We start from the raw sequence: 21,023 nt of genomic DNA on the forward strand, positions 1-21,023 counted from the left end.
GACGGCCTTGACGATGGCCGGGACGGAGCCGATCAGCAGGACCAGCGCCCAGATCAGCGCCACCACGGAAGCTGGTCGACCGCGAAGGCCGGCTGCTGCTGCAACTCCGCGAGGCGCAGGCGCCGCGCCACCCCAACGTCTGGGGCCTGCCCGGCGGGCACTGGGAACCCGGCGAGACCGTCGACGAGACGGCGCTGCGTGAGCTGTGGGAGGAGACCGGGTTGCGCCCGGCGGCGCCGCTGCGGCTCTTCGCCGTCCAGGAGGTCCCCGAGATCGACCGGGTCAAGCACTACTTCTTCGGCGGCACCGGCGCCCGGCAGGAGGACGTGGTGCTGGGCGAGGGCGCCGCGATCGTCTTCACCACCCCCGAGGCGCTGCGCGACGGCTGGCCGTACACCCCGCGCACCGCGGAGGTGCTCGACCGCTTCCTGGCCTCCCCGGAGTACGCCGAACTCGTCGCCGGCTGTGTGGCTCAGCCGGGCGGCGGCTGCCAGTCGGCGTACCGGGCCATGCCGCGCAGCGCCGCCCGGGCCGGGGTCAGCCGGAGCACGCCGTCGCGCAGGGCCACCGCCGCCGGGTGGCGCAGCTGCTGGCCGTACCGGGCGGTGCGGGCGGAGGCCCGGGCGACGGCCTGGCTGCGGGGTCGCCGCTGGCGGTCGTACCCGGCCAGCGCCCCGGCCAGGTCGGCGGACCCGCCGGCGCAGACGGCGCCGAGCACCACGGCATCCTCGATGGCCTGCCCTGCGCCCTGCCCCAGGTGCGGCGTCATCGCGTGCGCCGCGTCGCCGAGCAGAGCCACCCGGCCCCGCACGTACGACGGCAGCGGGGTGACCAGGTGCAGCAGGTCGGTGCGGAGCACCGCCTCCGGCGGGGTGGCCGCCAGCAGCGCGGGTATCGGGTCGTGCCAGCCGCCGAAGCGGGCCCGGACGGCCGCCAGCTCGTCCGGCTCGCGCCCGCCCGGCGGGGCCGTCTCCGCCGCGTACCAGTAGAGCCCGCCGTCGCCGAGCGGGACGGTGCCGAACTCGCGGCCCGGCCCCCAGGTGACCGCCGTCGCCACCGGTGTGGGCCAGCGGATCGCCGCCCGCCAGGCCGTCGAGCCGGAGTACGCCGGCGCCGGCAGGTCCGGCCAGAGCCGCCGGCGCAGCACGCTGTGCAGCCCGTCGGCCCCGACCACCAGGTCCGCCCGCAGCGTGGTCGGCGCGCCGTCCCGGCGGTACGTCACCGCGGGGAGGTCCGCGTCGACGTCGACCACGTCGGCCCCGGTGACCAGCGCCGAGGCCGGCAGGGCGGCGCGGAGCAGCCGGTGCAGCGCGGTCCGGTGGATGCCGAGCGCGGTGGTGCCGAGCGCCCGTTCCAGCTCGGCCCCGTCGATCCGGGACAGCCACCGGCCGTCCCGGGTCCGCAGCCCGCCCGGCGTGTCCGGCACGCCGTGCCGGCGGATCGCGTCGCCGACGCCGAGCGCGTCGAGCCCGCGCAGCGCGTTCGCCATCAGGGTCAGGCCGGTGCCCAGCTCGCGTGGCTCGGCGGCGCGTTCCAGCACGGTGACCCGCCAGCGCCGGCGGTGCAGGGCCAGCGCCGCCGCGAGCCCGCCGATGCCCGCGCCGACCACGATCGCGTGCGGCTCGCCCATGCCGACCACCCTTCTACGCCTGTAGAAAGCCATACTACATCCGTAGAACGGAGACGAGGAGGGGCGACAGTGAGCGGACGGGCGGACCGGTTGGCCCGGCTGGCCGACGCGGCCGTGGAGCTGCTGGCCGAGGGCGGCATGCGGGCGCTGACCCACCGTGCCGTCGACGCGCGGGCCGCGATGCCGCCCGGCACCACCTCGGCGTACCTGCGGACCCGGCAGGCGCTGACCGAGGCCGTGGTCCAGCGCCTAGCCGACCTCGACCGGGCCGACCTGGCGGCCCACGAGCTGCCCACCGAGCCGCCCCGCGCCGCCCCGGCGCTCGGGCCGGGCGATCTCGACCAGCTCGCCACCGGGGTGGCCGAGGTGCTCGACGGCTGGCTGACCACCGGACGCACCCGGGCCCTCGCCCGGTACGCCTGCCTGCTGGAGGCGGTGCACCGGCCCGAGCTGCGCCGGATCCTGGACCACGGCACCGTGCTCCGCGTCCAGGCCCGGGACCTGCTGGCCCGCGCCGGGGCGCCGGATCCGCGCCGGCAGGGCGACCAGTTCGTCGCGTTCGTCGACGGGCTGCTCTTCGACCGCCTGGTCGGCGCCGGGTCGCTCAGCGCGCCGCCGCCCGGCACCCCGGCCAGCCGGGACGACCTCCAGGCCGCGGTGCGTACGCTGCTGCGGGCGTTCACCAGGGCCTGATCTGCGTGACCGCCGCCACCGGTTCGGGGTGGCGCCCACCGCTGCCGGCCGGCGCGCCGGGCCGGAGGATGGGGTGGGCAGGGCGACGGGAGGCGGGCGATGGCGGGGTTGGACAGGGTCCGGCAACTCCGGTCCGGCGTGTCTGACGCCACGCCGCGACCCGGAGCAGCCGTCCGGGAGGCGGCCGGGCGGCTGCGGCGGGGCTGGCTGCCGGTGGTCGAGGCGACCCTGGCGGCCACCGTCGCGTGGATCCTGGCCACCCGGCTGGTCGGCCACCCGCAGCCGTTCTTCGCCCCGGCCGCCGCGCTGATCGTGCTCGGCCAGGCCCGCGGCCAGCGAATGCGCCGGGCGGTCGAGGTGGTGCTCGGCGTGGCGGCCGGCGTGCTCGTCGCCGACCTGGTGGTGCAGGCGCTCGGCCCGCGGACCACCTGGACGGTGCTCACCGTCATCCTGCTCACCGTCGCCCTGGCCGTGGCGATCGGCGCCAGCTCGGTCACCGTGGTGCAGGCCGCCGTCTCCGCGCTCTACCTGGTGGTGGTCTCCCCGCCGACCGAGTCGCTGGTGCCGTTCCGGTTCGTCGACGCGTTGATCGGCGGCGCGGTGGCCGTGGTGGCCAGCCAGCTCGTCGACGCCCGCCGGCCGCTCGCCCCGCTGGTCAGCGAGTTCCGGCACACCTTCGAGGAGCTGGCCGGCGTGCTCGGTGCGGTCGCCGAGGCGCTCGACCGGGGCGACGACGCGGCGGCGCTGGCCGCGCTGGAGCGGGCCCGGCACGCCGACGCCGGGGTGGAGCGCCTGCGCGGTGCGGTGCAGGCCGCCGGCGAGGCACTTCGGCTCAACGTGCGCCGCCGCCGGCACCTGGGCCGGCTGCGCTCGGTGGAGGGCTCGATCCGGCAGATCGACTACGCGGTCCGCAACGTCCGGGTGCTGGCCCGCGCCGCGGTCACCCTGACCCGCGGCCCGGCGCCGGTCCCGGCCGAGCTGGGCGGCGCCGTACGGACCCTGGCCGAGGCGGTGCGCTCGGCCGGCGACGCGCTCGCCGCCGACCTGACCGGGCAGGACGCCGTCGCCGACGCGCACGCCGAGCGGGCCGAGGTCGCCGCGCTGGCGGCGGTCCGGGTGGCCGGACGGCTCTTCACCCCGGGCCAGACCCTGCCGCTCGCCATGATCATCGGTCAGGTCCGGGCCACCGCGATCGACCTGCTGCGCGGAGTCCGCGGCGACGACGACGCGACCGTGCTCGCCCGGGTCGACGCGGCGGTCACCGGGCCGGGGCGCTGACCCGGCTCACCCCACCAGCCAGTCCACCGCCCGTCGCCGGATCTCCGCCGGCACCTCGTGTCCGCCGGCGAACTCGGCGTACTCGGCGGTATAGCCGAGGGTGTGCAGGCGGGGCACCAGCCGCCGGCTGCACACGTCGACCGGCAGCACCCGGTCGTCGGTGCCGTGCGAGACGAACAACCGGGGCCGGCCGTGGGTGACCAGCGGCGCGGCGAAGCCCGGGGAGAAGGCCAGCACCGAGTCGACCAGGTCGCCGTTGGTCAGGCCCAGGGAGAGGGCGTACGAGGCCCCGTCGGAGAAGCCGCCGACCGTCACCCCGGACACCGGGTACGCGCGGAGGGTCGCGGCCAGCAGCGCGTCGATCCGGGCCACGTCCGGGCCGTACCCCTCCGCGATCAGGTCCCAGGTGCTCGCCGAGGCCTGCGGGGCGAGCAGCAGCAGCCGGTGCGCGTCGGCCAGCGGCAGCAGCAGGTCGAGGCCCTGCCGGGCTGAGCCCCCCGCCCCGTGCAGCAGCAGCACCAGCCGGTACGGTCCGGCGCCGCCGGTGGGCACGTGGCGCAGCGCGGGCGGCCCGCCCGCCGGGTCGGGAAGTTCGGCCGGCCCGGTCGGGCCGGGTGCGGCCACGGCCATGGGACGGGCGGTCAGCCGGCCGTGCCGGTACCCCTCCTCGGGCTGCCGGTGCGGCGGCGCTGGTTCGGTCACCTCGCCCCCCTGTCGTCGGTCGGGTCGGGCGGCGGATACCCGGCTCCCGGCGCCTCAACCGCCCGGCTGCCGCTCAGGCGCTCTCCCGCGCCACCAGCCGGGACGGGAACGCGGTCACCGGGAGCACCGGCCGGCCGTCGAGCACGGCGGTCGCCGCCGCGGTGGCGATCCGGGCCACCGGGTGGGTGGCGGTGGTCAGTGCCGGGCTGCTCACCGCCGCGTACGGGATGTCGTCGAAGCCGCCCACCGCCACGTCGTGCGGTACCCGGATCCCGCGCCCGCGCAGCGCGGCGATCACGCCCAGCGCGGTGGCGTCGCTGGCCGCGTAGATGGCGTCGATGTCCGGCCAGCGGCTCAGCACCTCCAGCGCCGCCCGGCCGCCCCGCGCCGCGGTGAAGTCGCCGTTGACCAGTCGCGCCGGCAGCCCCGCGGCCCGCATCAGCCCCTGGTACGCGGTCACCGACCGCTCCGCGCAGCTCAGCCAGCGCGGACCGGTGACCATGGCGATCCGGCGGCGGCCGCCCGCGTACAGGTGGCGCAGCACCGCGCCGGCGCCGGCGGCGTTGTCCACGTCGAAGGAGGGGACGGCCGGCGAGCCCGTGCCGATCGAGACGACCCGCCCGCGCAGCCCGGCGGGGACCGCGTCGAGCGCCCGCGACGTGGTGTTGACCAGCAGCACCCCGCAGACGCTCCGGTCGTCGCCGAGCCGGCGCAGCCCGGCCGGGGCGTCCAGCGGCAGCCACTCCAGGGCCACCCCCACCCCGTGCGGGGCGCACACCCGGGCCACCGCGCTCACCAGCCGGTCCACGTACGGGTCGTCCAGCACGGTGGCGTCGGTGCCGGAGACCGCCACGACGAGGCGTACCCCGGCGCCCCGGACCAGCGCGCGGGCCGTGGTGTTCGGCACGTAGCCGAGCCGGTCGGCGGCGGCGCCGACCCGCTCCCGGGCGTCCACCGAGGCGAACCCGTAGCCGCCCAGCACCCGGGAGGCGGTGGCCCGGGAGACCCCGGCCGCCCGGGCCACGTCGTCGAGGGTCACCGCGCGGCTGGTCGGCGTGTTCATGTCTCGTCCTCCCCTGGGGGCCGTTCTGTCGGCATCATGCCCGCTCGGGGCCCGCCGGGGTAAGGGCTGGGAAAGCTTGTCGTGATAACGCTCTCAGGTGTGCGATGGTCGTCGGACGACCACGGGGGAAAGGACCAGAACACCGTGAGCAGCACCATCAACGCGCCGGCCGAGGCGGGGTCCGTCGCGCCGCGGGCGGTCCTGGCCGCCCGCAACGGCGTGGCGGTCGTCTTCGCCCTCAACGGGCTGGCGGTGGCCACCTGGTTCTCCCGGGTGCCCGCGATCCGCGAGACGCTCGGACTGAGCGCGGGGCGGCTCGGCCTGCTGCTGCTGGCCATGTCGGCCGGCGCGCTGGTGGCCATGTCCACCGCCGGACTGGTCACCCTGCGGCTCGGCCCGGCCCGCACCGTGGTGGCCTCGACCGTGCTGGTCGCGCTCGGCCTGACGGTCGCCGGCCTCTCCGCCAGCCTGGCCGGCTCGCTCTTCGGCGTCGTGGTCGGGCTCTTCGCCGTGGGGTACGGCTCCGGCACCTGTGACGTGGGGATGAACGTCGAGGGCGCGGCGGTGGAGAAGCGGCTCGGCCGGACCATCATGCCCCGGTTCCACGCCGCCTGGAGTCTCGGTTCGGTCGCCGGGGCCGGGCTGGGCGCCGGAGCGGCCCGGCTGGGCGTACCGGTCGGCTGGCACCTGCCCGTGATCGCGGTGGTGGTCCTGGGCGGCACGCTGCTCGGCGCCCGCGCCTTCCTGCCCGCCCCGGCCGAGACGGCCGGCTCGACCGACCCGGCCACCCACCGGCGCGCGCTGCTGGCCACCTGGCGGGAGCCGCGCACCCTGCTCGTCGGCCTGTTCGTGCTGGTGATGGCGTTCACCGAGGGCAGCGCGAACGACTGGCTGGCGGTGGCGTTCGTCGACGGGTACGGCGTGAGCGAGGCGGCCGGCGCCGCCGTCTTCGGGGTCTTCGTGGTCGGCATGACCCTCGGCCGGACCGCCGGCACCGTGGCGATCGACCGGTGGGGCCGGGTGCCGGTGCTGTTCGGCACCATCGGGCTGGCCGTCACCGGGTCCACCTGCGCCGTGCTGGCCGGCTCCGGGCCGCTCGCCGTGGCCGGCGTGGCGCTCTGGGGCGTCGGGGCGTCGCTCGGCTTCCCGGTCGGGATGAGCGCCGCCGCCGACGACGAGGACCGGGCGCCGACCCGGGTCAGCGTGGTCGCCATGATCGGCTACACCGCCTTCCTCGGCGGCCCGCCGCTGCTCGGCTTCCTCGGTGACCGGCTGGGCATCCTGCCCGCCCTCGGCGTGGTCCCCCTGCTCCTGCTGCCCACCCTGGCCCTGGTCCCGGTGCTACGCCCCCGGGCCCGCTGACCACCGGCACGGCACGGCGGGCGGCCGGGGCCGTCAGCGGACTCCCACCCGGCTCGCAGCCGGTTGCCAGGTACGGGTGCTGCACTGGGTGGGACGCCGAGGAGAGGAGGCGGGCATGGGCTGGTTCAGCCGGAAGGCCGCCGACCCCACGACCCCGACGAAGCTCGACCGGGAGGCGACCCGGGACGACCTGGCCGCGCTGGAGGCCTTCGTGACCAGCCGGCGCGGGGTGGAGTTCTACCTGGAGCCGGAGACCACCGCCACCGACACCACCGTCGTGGCCATCGCCCACGACGGGGAGTGGATCCGCCGCCGCACCGGCTCGCCCCGGGCCGCCGCGAAGATCGCCCAGAAGCACGCGGTCCCGCTCTACGAGGCCGCCCGCACCGGCTACCCGGAGCGGATGCGGGCCTGGAACCGGGCCCACCCGGAGCGCCGCGCCCGCTGACCCGGCCGGCTCCGGCCGGCGGGGCCGTCAGCGCTGCCCGCGGAAGGCGGTGGCCAACTCGTCGTCGTACGTGGCGATCGGCTGACCGTCGGCCGCATAGGCGACGAGCCGACCGTGCGTCATGGTCGCGGAGCGGAAGGAGAACGTCCGTGACCCGGGGTACGCGGCGAGCAGGGGAATGACCCGTGGCATCCCGCCGGGCGCGGAGTAGTACTCCAGCCGGGCCACCTGCCCGGAGACGACCCCGTTGACCCGCACCTTCGTCCGCTCGACGGCCGTGCCGAAGGTGACCGGCTCGTCCCCGCCGTACGCGGCGCACTCGGCCACGCCACGGCAGACGAAGAAGTACCGGGGGTTCGCCACGTCGCTCAAGGTGTACGCCTTGAAGGTCGGATCGGCACCGGCCGGCAGCGGCTGCACGGCGAAGAACGCCAGCGTGGCGGCGGCAGCCACGCCCACCCGCAGCCAGGCCCGGCCGGCGGTGGTCCCTCGCCGCGGTCGCGTCGCCGCGACCGCCACGCCGCCGAACCCGGCCAGGCAGAGCGCGCCCGCGCCGAGCGTGCGGGCGTTCTCGAAGAGGAACTGCATCCCTGGCCGGGTCGACACCGGGCCGAGCACGGCGCCCAGGGACACCACCATCGCCACGAGCAGGACGGCTCCGGCCACCTTGCGGGCCACTCCGGTGGTGCCGATCAGCAGCATCGCGGCCAGCACCGGCCAGATCTGGTGGTGCGTCCAGGAGACCGGAGACGCGGCCACGGTGGCGCAGCCGACGAGCACGGCGGCGTGACCCGGACGGCCGTGCACCGTGAGCTGCCGCGCCCGCAGCAGCGCCGCCACGCAGACGACGCCTGCCAGTGCGGCCCAGACCACTGGGAGGGACGCCGGGTCCACACCGATCCGGAGCAGCATCCCGTGCAGCGACTGGTTGCCCAGCGAGGCGAGGTCGCCGATCCGGGAGGTCTGCGCCACCGTGCCGGTCCAGTAGGTCCAGCTCTCGGCGGGCACCACGGCCGCGGCGATCGCCGCGCAGGCCAGGAAGGCGGCCACCGCCCGTGCGGCGTCGCGGTACCGGCCGCTGGCGAGGAAGTACGCCACGAAGAGCAACGGGGTCAGCTTGATCGCCGCGGCGACCCCGACCAGCACCCCGCGCCACCGGGCCGGCACGACTCCCATGCCGTCCAGGAGCGCCAGCAGCACGATGAAGACGCTCACCTGCCCGAAGCGCAGGTTGCTCTGGACCGGCGCGGAGAGCATCAGCACCGCGGCCACCGCGGCCACCGCCAGCGGCCGCCTGGCCGGCTCGGACGCCAGCACGCCACCGATCGGCACGGCGATGGCGACCACCGCCGCGACCGTCAGGAGCAGCCACACCGCCCCGACCACGGCCTCCGGGACCAGGGTGACCGGCGCGAGCACGAGGGCCGCGAAGGGCGGGTACGTGAAGGGACCCCCGTTCTCCGCGACGTACCCGTACAGCGGGCGTCCGGCCCGTAGGTCGGTCAGCGCCCCGTAATAGATGTGCAGGTCGGAGAGGTGATCGGGGCGCCGCAGCACCAGCAGGGTGGAGACCGTGGCGGTCAGCGCGAACGCCGCCCACAGCAGCATCACCCGTCGGTCCCGCATCGACCGAGGATAGGTCAGCCGGCCAGGGCCGCGTGGGCCTCGGCCGGCGTCAGCGGGTCGCTGTGGCTGGAGACGTACCACTCGTAGCCGGGTTCCAGCAGGCCGCGGGCCATGGCCAGGTCGGGGCCGTCGTCCGGCCCCCGCAGGTGCAGCGGCGGCGGGTACCAGCAGTCGCCGAGCAGCATGACGCCCGAGTCGGCCACCAGCACCACCGACGAGTCCGGGGCGTGCCGACCGCCGACGTGCCGGACCCGGACCCCGGTGGGCAGCGTCACCTCGTCGGTGAAGGTGCGGGTCGGTGGCAGGATCGCGAAGCCGTCCCAGGAGTCGACCGTCCGGGCCCGGGCCTGGAAGCTGGGGCCGAGCCGGGGGTTCGCCCGGACCTGCTCGTCCAGGTAGTCGTGGCTCCACGGCCGGGCCGCCTCGGCGCGCAGCAGGCCGACCGCGCTCTCGTGCCCGACGATCTCGACGCCGGGCCAGGCGCAGGCGCCCCAGACGTGGTCCCAGTGGTGGTGGGTGTAGACGAGCCAGCGCGGCTCCGGCAGGCCGGCCGCGGTCAGCGCGGCCCGGATCTCCCGGGCGTGGGCGGGGCTCTGCCCCGCGTCGACGATCACACTTCCGCGGTCGTCGGCGACCACGGCCACGGTCGGGCGGACCGCCTGCGGGTCGGGATCGCCGGGGAACAACCAGACCCGACCGGCGAGATGTCGCAGCGCCACCGGCAATTCCTCCCCCTCCGTGGCACCTCGTCCACAGGTGATCGCGATGCTATCGGCCGGGCACCGCTCCGGGCTGCCCGGCTGCCGCGACGCGATCTCCGGGCGCAGACCGGCGTACGCCGGGAATGCTCGTCGCGGGCCGCCGGAATACCGCCACTCCCATCGGCTCGCGCCATTGCGATCGGGCTGGAGAATGGCGCCGGCCAATCGACTGATGCGGATGCCGTCGGCCGGGTGGGGAGGCGGGGGACCCGGCATTGACCCACGCCGGGCGGCTGTGGCAGCATTCGCGGCCTGACGGCAGTGAAGGAAGCCGGTGCGATTCCGGCGCGGTCCCGCCACTGTCACCGGGGAGCGATCCCCCCTCGTGAGTCACGGCCGTGCGTGCGCGGTTGGAAGGCCGGGGGTGAGCGTCGATCCGGGAGCCAGGATACTTCGGCCGTCGGAGAGCCCCAGGGCGTGGACACCCGAGGAGGAACCGATGCACGGCCTTTCCGCCATCGACGACGATCGTCGTATCCGGCCGGCGCGCACCGACGCGCCGCTGACCGCTCACCGCGCCGCCCCGCAGGCCATCGCGCCGCGCGCCGGGCGGGCTCGCGCCGTCCGGCGCTGATCGCCCCGCCGGGTTCCGCACCCGGCCGGGCGCCCCTGCCGGCCCTGCGTCGGTGAGCCGTCCGCCGGATCCGCGTACCCGCCGAGTCCGCACCCGCCCCCGCCCGCCGCCGGCCCCGCCGCGCCGCCGGGCGTCACGCTCCGGAGCCGTCCGTGCGCATCCTGCTGCTCTCCACCGCCGACACCGACCTGCTCGCCGCCCGCGCCAGCGGCGCCGACTACCGGCTGGCCAACCCCGCCCGGGTCGCCGCCGACGCCGTGCCCGCGCTCCTCGACGGCGTCGACCTGGCCGTCGTACGCCTGCTCGGCGGCCGGCAGGCGTGGCCGGACGGCCTCGCCGCGGTGCTCGGCTCCGGCGTGCCGACCGTCGTGCTCGGCGGCGAGGCGGTGCCCGACGCGGAGCTGATGGCCGCGTCCACGGTGGCCGCCGGGGTGGCCGCCGAGGCGCTCGGCTACCTGGTCGAGGGCGGCCCGGAGAACCTCGCCGAGCTGGCCCGGTTCCTCTCCGACACGGTGCTGCTCACCGGCGAGGGCTTCGCCCCGCCCGCGCCCACCCCGCCGTACGGGATCCTCGGCCCCGACCCGGCGCCCGACGGCCGGCCCGTGGTCGGCATCGTCTTCTACCGGGCGCACGCCCTGGCCGGGAACACCGCCTTCGTCGAGACCCTGGCCGACGCGGTCACCGCGGCCGGCGGACAGCCGCTGCCGGTGTTCTGCGGCTCCCTGCGCGGGCTCGCCCCGGGCGCCGGCCCGCTCGAGGAGTTCGCGCGGTGCGACGCCCTGGTGGTGACCGTGCTCGCGGCCGGCGGGGCGGTCGCCGCGGACGCCTCCGGCGGCGGCGACGAGGACGCTTGGGACGTCGGCGCGCTCGCCGCCCTGGACGTGCCGATCGTCCAGGCGCTCTGCCTGACCGGCGACCGCGACCGGTGGGCGGCCAGCGCCGCCGGACTGTCCCCGTTGGACGCCGCCATGCAGGTGGCCATCCCCGAGTTCGACGGCCGCATCGTCACCGTGCCGTTCTCGTTCAAGCGGATCGACGCCGACGGGCTGTCGGTCTACCAGCCCGACCCGGAGCGCGCCGCCCGGGTCGCCGGCATCGCCGTCCGGCAGGCCCGGCTGCGGCACGTCCCGAACGCCGACAAGCGCCTGGCCGTCGTGCTCAGCTCGTACCCGACCAAGCACTCCCGGGTCGGCAACGCGGTCGGGCTGGACACCCCCGCCTCGGCGGTCCGGCTGCTCGCCGCCCTCGCCGAGGCCGGCTACCACCTGGGCGACCAGCCGGTGCCGGACGACGGGGACGCGCTGATCCACGCCCTGATCGCCGCGGGCGGGCACGACGTCGAGTGGCTCACCCCCGAACAGCTCGCCGCCGCCGAGGCGCGGGTGCCGGGGGAGACCTACCGGCGCTGGTTCGACGCGGTCCCCGCTCCGCTGCGGGAGCGGATGCGGGAGCACTGGGGCGAGCCGCCCGGCCACCTCTACACCGACGGCGGCGACATCGTCCTGGCCGGGCTGCGCTTCGGCAACGTGGCGCTGCTCATCCAGCCGCCCCGCGGCTTCGGCGAGAACCCCGTCGCCATCTACCACGACCCGGACCTGCCGCCCAGCCACCACTACCTGGCCGCGTACCGCTGGCTGGCCGCGCCGGTCGCCGACGGCGGCTTCGGCGCGGACGCCGTGGTCCACCTCGGCAAGCACGGCACCCTGGAATGGCTGCCCGGCAAGGGCCTCGGGCTGGCCGCCGACTGCGCCCCCGACGCGGTCCTCGGCGACCTGCCGCTGGTCTACCCGTTCATCGTCAACGACCCCGGCGAGGGCACTCAGGCCAAGCGCCGGGCGCACGCCGTGGTGGTCGACCACCTGGTGCCGCCGATGGCCCGTGCCGAGACGTACGGCGACCTGGCCAAGCTCGAACAGCTCCTCGACGAGTACGCCACCGTGCAGGCCCTCGACCCGGCCAAGGCGCCCACCGTCCAGCGGCAGATCTGGGAGCTGGTCCGCGCCGCCGAGCTGCACCACGACCTGCACCAGGCGGAGATGCCCGCCGGCGACGACTTCGACGACTTCGTGCTGCACCTCGACGGCTACCTCTGCGAGGTCAAGGACGTGCAGATCCGCGACGGCCTGCACGTGCTCGCCGAGGCGCCCGCCGGGGAGGCCCGGGTCAACCTGGTGCTCGCCGTGCTGCGCGCCCCGCAGGTCTGGGGCGGCGTCCGGGCGCTGCCCGGGCTGCGCCAGGCCCTCGCCGCCCACGCCGGCCTCGACGAGGCGGCGCTGCTCGCCGCGCCCGGCGCGCGGATCGCCGTGCCGGCGGCGCTCACCGAGGCGGTCGACGGGCCGGCCGCCACCGCCGCCGACGCCGTCGACCTGATCGAGGCCCTGGCCCGCCGGCTGGTGCTCGGCATGGAGACCCTCGGCTGGGACGAGACCAAGGCCGGCGCGGTGGTCGAGGAGGTGGTCGGCGGGCCGGCGCCCGACGCCACCGAGGTGCTCCGCTTCGCCGCCCGCGAGGTGGTGCCCCGGCTGGACCGGACCACCGACGAGATCGACCGGGTGCTCGGCGCGCTCGACGGCCGGTTCGTCCCGCCCGGCCCGTCCGGCTCGCCCACCCGCGGGCTGGTCAACGTGCTCCCCACCGGGCGCAACTTCTACTCGGTCGACCCGAAGGCCATCCCCAGCCGCAACGCCTGGGACGTCGGGGTGGCCCTCGCCGACTCGCTGCTGGCCCGGCACCTCGCCGACACCGGGGCGTACCCGCGCTCGGTCGGGCTCACCGTCTGGGGCACCAGCGCCATGCGGACCCAGGGTGACGACATCGCCGAGGTGCTGGCGCTGCTCGGCGTCCGTCCGGTGTGGGACGACCGGTCCCGCCGGGTCACCGGCGTCGAAGTGGTGCCCCTCGCCGAGCTGGGCCGCCCCCGGGTCGACGTCACGGTGCGCATCTCCGGCTTCTTCCGGGACGCCTTCCCGCACGTCGTCGCCCTGATCGACGACGCCGTCCGGCAGGTCGCCGCGCTCGACGAGCCGGCCGCGGAGAACTACGTGAAGGCGCACGTCGACGCCGACGTCGCCGAGCACGGCGACCCGCGCCGGGCCACCGCCCGCATCTTCGGCTCCAAACCCGGCGCGTACGGGGCCGGGCTGCTGCCGCTCATCGACGCCCGGAACTGGCGCACCGACGCCGACCTGGCCGAGGTGTACGCGGTCTGGGGCGGCTACGCGTACGGGCCGGGGCTGGACGGGCGGGAGGCGCGGGCCGACATGGAACGCTCCTTCGCCCGGATCGCCGTCGCCGTGAAAAACCAGGACACCCGCGAGCACGACATCGTCGACTCCGACGACTACTTCCAGTACCACGGCGGGATGGTGGCCATGGTCCGCCACCTCACCGGCGGCTCCCCGGCCGCGTACGTGGGGGACTCGGCCATGCCGCACGACGTGCGGACCCGCACCCTCGGCGAGGAGACCCGCCGGGTGTTCCGGGCCCGGGTGGTCAACCCACGCTGGATCGCCGCCATGCGCCGGCACGGCTACAAGGGCGCCTTCGAGCTGGCCGCCACCGTGGACTACCTGTTCGGCTACGACGCCACCGCCGGCGTCGTCGACGACTGGATGTACGAGCGGCTCGCCGAGGCGTACCTGTTCGACCCGGAGACCCGGGAGTTCCTGGACCGGTCCAACCCGTGGGCGCTGCGCGGCATCGCCGAGCGGCTGCTGGAGGCCGCCGACCGGGGGCTGTGGGCCGCGCCCGAGCCGGCCACCCTCGACCGGCTGCACGAGACGTACCTGGCCAGCGAGGGCGACCTGGAGGACCGGCAATGAGTGCGTACCCGTTCAGCGCGGTGCTCGGGATGGACGAGATGCGCCTCGCCCTGCTGCTCAACGCGGTCAGCCCGGCCATCGGCGGGGTGCTGGTCCGGGGCGAGAAGGGCACCGCCAAGTCCACCGCCGTGCGCGCCCTCGCCGGGCTGCTGCCTCCGGTCGACCGGGTCGCCGCCTGCCGCTTCGCCTGCGACCCGGCAGTACCCGACCCGGGCTGCCCGGACGGGCCGCACCCGGCCGGGTCGGCGGCCGAGCGCCGCCCGGCCCGCCTGGTCGAGCTGCCGGTGGGCGCCGCCGAGGACCGGGTGGTCGGCTCGCTCGACCTGGAGAAGGCCCTGGCCGAGGGGGTACGCGCCTACGAGCCCGGCCTGCTCGCCGCCGCCCACCGCGGCGTGCTCTACGTCGACGAGGTCAACCTGCTCCACGACCATTTGGTCGACCTGCTGCTGGACGCCGCCGCGATGGGCCGCTGCCACGTCGAGCGGGAGGGCGTCTCGGTCAGCCACGCCGCCCGGTTCCTGCTGGTCGGCACCATGAACCCGGAGGAGGGGGAGCTGCGCCCGCAGCTGCTCGACCGGTTCGGCCTCACCGTCGAGGTGGCCGCCAGCCGCGACCCCGCCGTACGCGCCGAGGTGGTCCGCCGCCGGCTCGCCGCCGACGCCGACCCGGCCGGCTTCGCCGCCGGCTGGGTGGAGGCGGACGCCGAGGTGGCCCGCCGGGTGGCCGCCGCCCGGCACCGGCTGCCCCGGGTGGCGCTGCCCGCCGCGGCGCTGCGGCAGATCGCCGAGGTCTGCGCGGCGTTCGACGTGGACGGCATGCGCGCCGACATCGTCACGGCCCGCACCGCCGTGGCGCACGCCGCCTGGCAGGGCCGGGACCGGGTGGCCGCCGACGACGTCCGGGTCGCCGCCCGGCTGGCCCTGCCGCACCGCCGCCGCCGGGACCCGTTCGACACGCCGGGGCTGGACGAGCAGCGCCTGGACGAGGCGCTGCGCCGGGCCCGCGAGCAGCACCCCGACGACGACCCCGACGACGACGGCCCGGACGGCGGACCCGGCAGCGGGCCCGGCCCGGACGGCGATCCCCGGGACCCGGCCGGCGGGCCGGGCGGCACCGGGTCGGACCCCGACGGTCAAGGCCGGCCGGACCCCGCGAAGGGCGGCGCCGGCGGTAGGGACCGCTCCGGGGGGTCCGACGACGGGCGCCCCGGGCCGCCGGACGGCGGGCGGGGCGGCGCGGGCCGCGACGGCCGCTGGCCGGCCAACGGCCGCGCCGACGCGACGGACCACGACGACCGGCCCGGCGACGGGACGGGCCACGACGACCGGTTCCGCGACCACCCCCACGGCCGTGACGCCGCCTCGGACAAGTCCGGCCACCCGGGCGAGGACCGGTCCGACGGCGGGAACGGGGACGGCCACGACGTCGAGCGGCCCGGCGGCGAGAACGGGGACGGTCCGCACCGGCCAGGCGATCGCGGTCGCGCCCGCCGGCCCGGAGCCGCCGGACGGCCGGGGGACCCCGACAGCGCCGAGGGACGGCCGGGGACCGTGGCCGTACCCGACCGGGGGCTGCGCGCCCGGCTGCTCAGCGCGCCCGGCGTGGGCGAGGGGGTGCCCGGCCGGCGCTCCCGGGCCCGCACCGGGCGCGGCCGCACCACCGGCGCCCGGGTGCCGGCCGGCCGGACCGGCGGGCTGCACCTGCCGGCCACGGTCCGGGCGGCCGCCCCGCACCAGGCCGCCCGGGGCCGGGCCGGTGGGCCGCTGCGGCTGCGCCCGTCCGACGTGCGCGAGGCGGTCCGCGAGGGACGCGAGGGCAACCTCGTCCTGTTCGTGGTGGACGCCAGCGGGTCGATGGGCGCCCACCAGCGGATGTCCGCCGTCAAGGGCGCCGTGCTGGCCCTGCTCACCGACGCCTACCAGCGCCGCGACAAGGTGGCCGTGGTCGCCTTCCGGGGCGCCGGCGCGCAGACCCTGCTGCCGGCCACCTCCTCGGTGCTGGCCGCCTCGGTCCGGCTGGCCGAGCTGCCCACCGGCGGGCGTACCCCGCTCGCCGAGGGGCTGCTCGCCGCCGCCGGCCTGCTCCGGGTGGAGCGGCTGCGCGACCCGAAACGCCGCCCCCTCGTGCTGGTGGTCACCGACGGCCGGGCCACCGCCGGCCCCCGCCCCCTCGACCGGGCCGCCCGCGCCGCCGCCGTGCTCGCCGCCACCGGCGCGCCGTGCGTCGTCGTCGACTGCGAGACCGGCCCGGTCCGCCTGCACCTGGCCCGCCGCCTCGCCGCCCAACTGCACGCCCCGCACCACCACCTCGCCGACGTGGCCACTGACCCGCTCGTCGGCCTGACCACGAGGAGCGCCGACTGATGCCGCAGGGGAAGCCGACCCACGTGCCCGCCGACGGGCTGACCACCCGGCAGCGGCGGCACCGGCCGCTGCTGATCGTGCACACCGGACAGATGAAGGGGAAGTCGACGGCCGCGTTCGGGCTGGCGCTGCGGGCCTGGACCGCCGGGCTGCCCATCGGCGTCTTCCAGTTCGTCAAGAGCGCCAAGTGGCGGGTGGGGGAGGAGAACGCCTTCCGGGCCCTCGGCGAGGTGCACGAGCGGACCGGGCAGGGCGCCCCGGTGACCTGGCACAAGATGGGCGAGGGCTGGTCGTGGATCCAGCGCGGCGGCGCGGCCGACCACGCCGAGGACGCCCGCGAGGGCTGGCGACAGATCCAACGCGACCTGGCCGCCGAGCGCTACGGGCTCTACGTGCTCGACGAGTTCACGTACCCGATGAAGTGGGGCTGGGTCGACGTCGACGACGTGGTCGCCACGCTGCGCGACCGGCCCGGCTTACAGCACGTGGTGGTCACCGGCCGGGACGCCGACCCGCGGCTGGTCGAGGCGGCCGACCTGGTCGCCGAGCTGACCAAGGTCAAGCACCCGATGGACGCCGGCCAGAAGGGCCAGAAGGGCATCGAATGGTGACCCCCTGGGCGCTACCCCGGCTGGTGGTGGCCGCCCCGGCCAGCGGGCACGGCAAGACCACCGTGGCCACCGGGCTGCTCGCCGCGCTGCGCCGCCGCGGCCTGGCGGTCAGCCCGCACAAGGTCGGCCCGGACTACATCGACCCCGGCTACCACGCGCTGGCCGCCGGCCGTCCCGGCCGCAACCTCGACCCGTGGCTGGTCGGCCCCGAGCGGATCGCCCCGCTGCTGCGCCACGGCGCGAGCGTGCCCAGCCCGGCCGACGTGGCCGTGGTCGAGGGGGTGATGGGGCTGCACGACGGCGCGGTCGGGCACGGCGGGTACGCCTCCACGGCGCACGTCGCCCGGCTGATCGAGGCGCCGGTGCTGCTGGTGCTCGACACCACCGCGCAGGGCCGCTCCGCCGCCGCGCTGGTGCTCGGCCTGCGCGCCTTCGACCCGGCGGTGCGCATCGGCGGGGTGGTCCTCAACCGGGTCGGCTCGCCCCGGCACGAGACGCTGCTCCGCGACGCGCTCGCCGAGGTGGACGTGCCCGTGCTCGGCGCGGTGACCCGGGCCGCCGAGGTGGCCGCGCCGTCCCGCCACCTCGGGCTGGTGCCGGTCGCCGAACGCGCGCCCGAGTCGGTCGCCGTGGTGGCCGCGCTCGCCGACCTGGTCGAGTTCACCGTGGACCTCGACGCCGTGCTGGCGCTGGCCCGCACTGCGCCGCCGCTCACCGTGCCCGCCTGGGACCCGGCCGCCGCGGTCGGCGGTCCCGCCGGCACCGCCCGCCCGGTCGTCGCCGTGGCCGGCGGGGCGGCCTTCACCTTCTCGTACGCGGAGACCGCCGAGCTGCTCACCGCGGCCGGCGCGGAGGTGGTGACCCTCGATCCGCTGCGCGACGAGGCCCTGCCGCCCGGAACCCGGGCCGTGGTGATCGGCGGGGGCTTCCCCGAGCTGCACGCCGACGCCCTGGCCGGCAACACCGCGCTCCGCTCCGAACTGGCCGGCTTCGACGGCCCGGTGGTCGCCGAGTGCGCGGGGCTGCTCTACCTCGGCCGTGCCCTCGACGGGGTGCCGATGTGCGGGCGGCTCCACCACACCGCCCGGATGACCGGCCGGCTCACCCTCGGCTACCGCGACGCGGTGGCCGCCGCCGACTCCCCGGCGCACCGCGCCGGCGACCCGGTACGCGGACACGAGTTCCATCGCACCGTCACCGACCCCGGGCACGGCGACCGCCCCGCCTGGCACTGGGACGGCGCCCCGCACGGCTTCGTGGCCGGCCGGGTGCACGCGTCCTTCCTGCACACCCACTGGGCGGGGCACCCGGCGGCGGCCCGCCGGCTGGTCGAGGCGGCGAGCCGGTGACCCCGCCCGCCGCCGTGCTGACCGGGATCGGGGTCGGACCCGGCGACCCGGAACTGCTGACGCTCAAGGCCGCGCGGCTGCTGGGCGCGGCGGACCTGGTGTTCGTACCCGTGCTGGACCGGCACGCCGCGGACCCGGACGCGCCCGCCGGCCGGGCCGAGACGACCGTGCGGGCGCACGTGCCCGCGGACCGGCTGCGCCGGCTGCCGTTCGCCCTGGACGACCGGGGCGGGGTGACCGCCCGCCGGGAGCGGGCCTGGGAGGCCGCGGCGGCGGCCGTGGTGGCCGCCGTCGACTCCGGCGCCCGGTCGGTCGCCTTCGCCACCATCGGCGACCCCAACGTCTACTCCACCTTCGGCTACCTGGCCGACGGCGTCCGGGCCCGGCGGCCCGCGGTCGAAGTGCGCACCGTCCCCGGCATCACCGCCATGCAGGAGCTGGCCGCCCGGGCCGGCGTGCCGCTGTGCGAGGGCCGTGAACCGCTCACCCTGCTGCCGGCCACCGCCGGGCTCACGCCGGTCGCCGACGCGCTCGCCGGCCCCGGCACCGTCGTCGTCTACAAGGGCTGGCGCCGCCACCCCGACCTGGTCGACGAGCTGCGCCGGCAGGGCCGGCTGGCCGACGCCGTGCTGGGCCGGGCGCTCGGCCTGCCCGGCGAGCGGATCGGGCCGGTGGACGGCGCCGCCGCCGACCTGCCGTACCTGTCGACGCTGCTGGTCCCGGCCCGCCGGGACGGTCGGGGAGGACAACTGTGACCACCACCGGCAAGGTCTGGTTCGTCGGGGCCGGCCCCGGCGCGGCCGACCTGCTCACCCTGCGCGCCGCCCGGGTCATCGCCGGGGCCGACGTGGTGATCTGGGCGGCCAGCCTGGTGCACGCCGACGTGCTCGCCCACGCCCGCCCGGACGCCGAGATCGTCGACTCCTCCCAGCTGCCCATCGAGGGGGTCCGGCCGCTCTACGAGCGGGCCGCCGCCGGCGGGCTGACCGTGGCCCGGATCCACTCCGGCGACCCGGCCCTGTGGGGCGCCGTGCAGGAGCAGCTCGACCTGTGCCGCGCCCTCGGCCTGGCCGTGGAGGTGGTGCCCGGGGTGTCCTCGTTCACCGCGGTCGCCGCGCTGGTCGGCCGGGAGCTGACCATTCCCGAGGTCGCCCAGTCGGTGATTCTCACCCGCCTGGAGGGCGGCAAGACGCCCATGCCGCCCGGCGAGCGGGTCCGCGAGTTCGCCCGGCACGGCACCACCATGGCGCTGTTCCTCTCCGCCGCCCGCTCCGGGCAGGCGCAGGCGGAGCTGCTGGCCGGCGGCTACCCGCCGGAGACCCCGGTGGTGGTCGCGTACCAGGCGACCTGGCCGGACGAGCTGGTCGTCCACTGTGCGCTGGGCGAGCTGGAGGCCACCGTCAAGGCGCATAAGCTCTGGAAGCACACCCTGTTCCTCGTCGGGCCGGCGCTCGCCGCGGCCGGCACCCGCTCGCACCTCTACCACCCCGGGCACTTCCACACCTACCGTCGGGCCGAGCCGGGCGCCCGCGCCGCGCTGCGCCGCGCCCGCGCCGACCAGTCCGGCGACGCCGCCGACCCGGGCGGGGACGGCCGGTGACGTACCCCGAGCCGCCGCTGCGCGAGCCGGACCTGCCGCGCACGGCGAAGGTCCGGCCCACCGCGTTGCGGACCGGCTGGACCACCGGCGCGTGCGCCACCGCGGCGACCAAGGCGGCGTTGACCGCGCTGGTCACCGGCGAGCCGCAGCGCCAGGTGGAGATCGGGCTGCCGGCCGGCCGGCGGGTCACCTTCGCGGTGGCCCGCTGCGACCTGGACCGGGCCCGGCGGGCCGAGGCCGTGGTGGTCAAGGACGCCGGCGACGACCCGGACGTCACCCACGGCGCCGAGCTGACCGCCACCGTCACCTGGCGGGACGAGCCGGGGCTGCGCCTCGACGGTGGGCCGGGCGTCGGCACCGTAACCCGGCCGGGGCTGGGCCTCGAGGTGGGCGGCCCGGCCATCAACGAGACCCCGCGCCGCATGATCGGCCAGGCCGTCGCCGAGGTGGTCGACCTCGGCGAGACCGGGGTCCGGGTGGTGATCAGCGTGCCGCGCGGCGAGATCATGGCCCGCAAGACCACCAACCGGCGGCTCGGCATCCTCGGCGGCATCTCCATCCTCGGCACCACCGGGATCGTCCGGCCGTTCTCCACCGCCTCCTGGCGGGCCAGTGTGGTGCAGGCCGTGCACGTGATGGCCGCCCAGGGGGAGCGGACCGTGGTGCTGTGCACCGGCGGGCGTACCGAGCGGGCCGCCCGGGCGCTCCTGCCGGAGCTGCCCGAGGTGTGCTTCGTCGAGGTCGGCGACTTCACCGGCGCGGCCGTCACCGCCGCCGTCGGCGATGGGATGACCGGGGTGGTCTTCGTCGGCATGGCCGGCAAGCTGGCCAAGCTCGCCGCCGGCATCCTGATGACCCACTACACCCGGTCCAAGGTGGACCTCTCGCTGCTCGGCGCGGTCACCGCCGAGGCCGGCGGCGCCCCGGACCTCGTCGCCGCCGTCGCCGCGGCCAACACCGGCCGGCACGCCTACGAGCTGTGGGCGGCCGCCGGGCTGCTCGGCCCGGCCGGCGACCTGCTCTGCCGGCGGGTCCGGCAGGTGCTGCGCCGCTTCGCCGGCCACGCGGTCACCGTCGACGTGGCCATGGTGGACTTCGCCGGCGCCCGGGTGGTCGCCTCCTCCGGGAGGTGGGCCGGGTGA

Annotated in this window: 17 protein-coding genes, 1 pseudogene and 1 riboswitch; of the genes and pseudogenes, 13 read left to right on the plus strand and 5 right to left on the minus strand. The window is 77.2% G+C overall.

Features of this window, described 5'->3' with window-relative positions:
- Positions 1 to 71 precede the first annotated feature (71 nt).
- Positions 72 to 374 (plus strand): annotated as a pseudogene (locus tag AB0F68_RS29315) (NUDIX domain-containing protein); the annotation flags it as partial.
- A 98-nt stretch (positions 375 to 472) separates the two neighbouring features.
- Here AB0F68_RS29315 and AB0F68_RS29320 read toward each other — a convergent pair.
- Positions 473 to 1,630: an FAD-dependent oxidoreductase gene (locus tag AB0F68_RS29320; protein WP_357344055.1), complete on the minus strand. Its 1,158-nt coding sequence runs from the start codon at positions 1,628 to 1,630 to the stop codon at positions 473 to 475.
- Between the two features lie 69 nt (positions 1,631 to 1,699).
- Between AB0F68_RS29320 and AB0F68_RS29325 the strand changes: the two genes are divergently transcribed.
- Together AB0F68_RS29325 and AB0F68_RS29330 are read left to right on the plus strand one after the other, a co-directional pair.
- On the plus strand, positions 1,700 to 2,323 hold the full coding sequence (locus tag AB0F68_RS29325) for a TetR/AcrR family transcriptional regulator (RefSeq protein ID WP_357344057.1): 624 nt from the start codon (positions 1,700 to 1,702) through the stop codon (positions 2,321 to 2,323).
- 138 nt (positions 2,324 to 2,461) lie between these two features.
- A complete protein-coding gene (locus tag AB0F68_RS29330; RefSeq protein ID WP_357344059.1) occupies positions 2,462 to 3,601 on the plus strand; it encodes an FUSC family protein in 1,140 nt (379 codons plus the stop codon).
- A 6-nt stretch (positions 3,602 to 3,607) separates the two neighbouring features.
- On the opposite strand, the gene AB0F68_RS29335 is transcribed toward AB0F68_RS29330, so the two are convergent.
- On the minus strand, positions 3,608 to 4,303 hold the full coding sequence (locus tag AB0F68_RS29335) for a phospholipase (protein WP_357344061.1): 696 nt from the start codon (positions 4,301 to 4,303) through the stop codon (positions 3,608 to 3,610).
- Between the two features lie 73 nt (positions 4,304 to 4,376).
- Positions 4,377 to 5,366, minus strand: coding sequence for a LacI family DNA-binding transcriptional regulator (locus AB0F68_RS29340; RefSeq protein ID WP_357344063.1), 990 nt, complete (start codon positions 5,364 to 5,366; stop codon positions 4,377 to 4,379).
- Between the two features lie 144 nt (positions 5,367 to 5,510).
- Between AB0F68_RS29340 and AB0F68_RS29345 the strand changes: the two genes are divergently transcribed.
- Both AB0F68_RS29345 and AB0F68_RS29350 read left to right on the plus strand, forming a co-directional pair.
- Complete coding sequence (locus tag AB0F68_RS29345; protein ID WP_357344065.1) at positions 5,511 to 6,728, plus strand: MFS transporter; 1,218 nt, start codon at positions 5,511 to 5,513, stop codon at positions 6,726 to 6,728.
- Between the two features lie 115 nt (positions 6,729 to 6,843).
- Positions 6,844 to 7,176, plus strand: coding sequence for a hypothetical protein (locus AB0F68_RS29350; RefSeq protein WP_357344067.1), 333 nt, complete (start codon positions 6,844 to 6,846; stop codon positions 7,174 to 7,176).
- 27 nt (positions 7,177 to 7,203) lie between these two features.
- Here AB0F68_RS29350 and AB0F68_RS29355 read toward each other — a convergent pair whose 3' ends face one another.
- Together AB0F68_RS29355 and AB0F68_RS29360 are read right to left on the minus strand one after the other, a co-directional pair.
- Positions 7,204 to 8,802 (minus strand): glycosyltransferase 87 family protein, encoded by a 1,599-nt coding sequence (locus AB0F68_RS29355; protein WP_357344068.1) that lies wholly within the window; start codon positions 8,800 to 8,802, stop codon positions 7,204 to 7,206.
- 14 nt (positions 8,803 to 8,816) lie between these two features.
- A complete protein-coding gene (locus AB0F68_RS29360; RefSeq protein ID WP_357344070.1) occupies positions 8,817 to 9,521 on the minus strand; it encodes an MBL fold metallo-hydrolase in 705 nt (234 codons plus the stop codon).
- A 306-nt stretch (positions 9,522 to 9,827) separates the two neighbouring features.
- A riboswitch (cobalamin riboswitch) is annotated at positions 9,828 to 9,957 on the plus strand.
- Between the two features lie 45 nt (positions 9,958 to 10,002).
- On the opposite strand from AB0F68_RS29360, the gene AB0F68_RS29365 reads away from it, so the two are divergent.
- From AB0F68_RS29365 to AB0F68_RS29400, 8 genes are all read left to right on the plus strand, one after another.
- Complete coding sequence (locus AB0F68_RS29365; protein WP_357344072.1) at positions 10,003 to 10,137, plus strand: hypothetical protein; 135 nt, start codon at positions 10,003 to 10,005, stop codon at positions 10,135 to 10,137.
- A 152-nt stretch (positions 10,138 to 10,289) separates the two neighbouring features.
- The gene (gene cobN, locus AB0F68_RS29370; protein WP_357344074.1) at positions 10,290 to 13,958 is read left to right on the plus strand and encodes a cobaltochelatase subunit CobN; all 3,669 of its coding nucleotides are present in this window, start codon (positions 10,290 to 10,292) and stop codon (positions 13,956 to 13,958) included.
- Positions 13,955 to 16,321: a VWA domain-containing protein gene (locus tag AB0F68_RS29375; protein WP_357344076.1), complete on the plus strand. Its 2,367-nt coding sequence runs from the start codon at positions 13,955 to 13,957 to the stop codon at positions 16,319 to 16,321. Before cobN ends, AB0F68_RS29375 begins: the two co-directional genes overlap by 4 nt.
- Complete coding sequence (cobO, locus tag AB0F68_RS29380; protein WP_357344078.1) at positions 16,321 to 16,932, plus strand: cob(I)yrinic acid a,c-diamide adenosyltransferase; 612 nt, start codon at positions 16,321 to 16,323, stop codon at positions 16,930 to 16,932. Before AB0F68_RS29375 ends, cobO begins: the two co-directional genes overlap by 1 nt.
- Positions 16,926 to 18,281 carry a cobyrinate a,c-diamide synthase gene (locus tag AB0F68_RS29385; protein WP_357344080.1) on the plus strand — a complete coding sequence of 452 codons (1,356 nt, stop codon included), beginning with the start codon at positions 16,926 to 16,928 and terminating at the stop codon, positions 18,279 to 18,281. The genes cobO and AB0F68_RS29385 overlap by 7 nt, the downstream gene beginning before the upstream one ends.
- Complete coding sequence (cobI, locus tag AB0F68_RS29390) at positions 18,278 to 19,036, plus strand: precorrin-2 C(20)-methyltransferase (RefSeq protein ID WP_357344082.1); 759 nt, start codon at positions 18,278 to 18,280, stop codon at positions 19,034 to 19,036. Before AB0F68_RS29385 ends, cobI begins: the two co-directional genes overlap by 4 nt.
- Positions 19,033 to 19,881 (plus strand): precorrin-4 C(11)-methyltransferase, encoded by an 849-nt coding sequence (gene cobM, locus AB0F68_RS29395; RefSeq protein WP_357344084.1) that lies wholly within the window; start codon positions 19,033 to 19,035, stop codon positions 19,879 to 19,881. Before cobI ends, cobM begins: the two co-directional genes overlap by 4 nt.
- Positions 19,878 to 21,023, plus strand: coding sequence for a cobalt-precorrin-5B (C(1))-methyltransferase (locus AB0F68_RS29400; RefSeq protein WP_357344086.1), 1,146 nt, complete (start codon positions 19,878 to 19,880; stop codon positions 21,021 to 21,023). The genes cobM and AB0F68_RS29400 overlap by 4 nt, the downstream gene beginning before the upstream one ends.

It is taken from the genome of Micromonospora sp. NPDC023966 (genome assembly GCF_040639095.1).
Classification (GTDB): Bacteria; Actinomycetota; Actinomycetes; order Mycobacteriales; family Micromonosporaceae; genus Micromonospora.

What these genes read in the sequence shown, in the direction of transcription:
- AB0F68_RS29320 (WP_357344055.1), bottom strand. Translation starts at nt 1,630, where the DNA reads ATGGGCGAGCCGCACGCGATCGTGGTCGGCGCGGGCATCGGCGGGCTC.
- AB0F68_RS29375 (WP_357344076.1), top strand. Translation starts at nt 13,955, where the DNA reads ATGAGTGCGTACCCGTTCAGCGCGGTGCTCGGGATGGACGAGATGCGC.
- AB0F68_RS29350 (WP_357344067.1), top strand. Translation starts at nt 6,844, where the DNA reads ATGGGCTGGTTCAGCCGGAAGGCCGCCGACCCCACGACCCCGACGAAG.
- AB0F68_RS29340 (WP_357344063.1), bottom strand. Translation starts at nt 5,366, where the DNA reads ATGAACACGCCGACCAGCCGCGCGGTGACCCTCGACGACGTGGCCCGG.
- AB0F68_RS29365 (WP_357344072.1), top strand. Translation starts at nt 10,003, where the DNA reads ATGCACGGCCTTTCCGCCATCGACGACGATCGTCGTATCCGGCCGGCG.
- AB0F68_RS29385 (WP_357344080.1), top strand. Translation starts at nt 16,926, where the DNA reads ATGGTGACCCCCTGGGCGCTACCCCGGCTGGTGGTGGCCGCCCCGGCC.
- AB0F68_RS29355 (WP_357344068.1), bottom strand. Translation starts at nt 8,802, where the DNA reads ATGCGGGACCGACGGGTGATGCTGCTGTGGGCGGCGTTCGCGCTGACC.
- cobO (WP_357344078.1), top strand. Translation starts at nt 16,321, where the DNA reads ATGCCGCAGGGGAAGCCGACCCACGTGCCCGCCGACGGGCTGACCACC.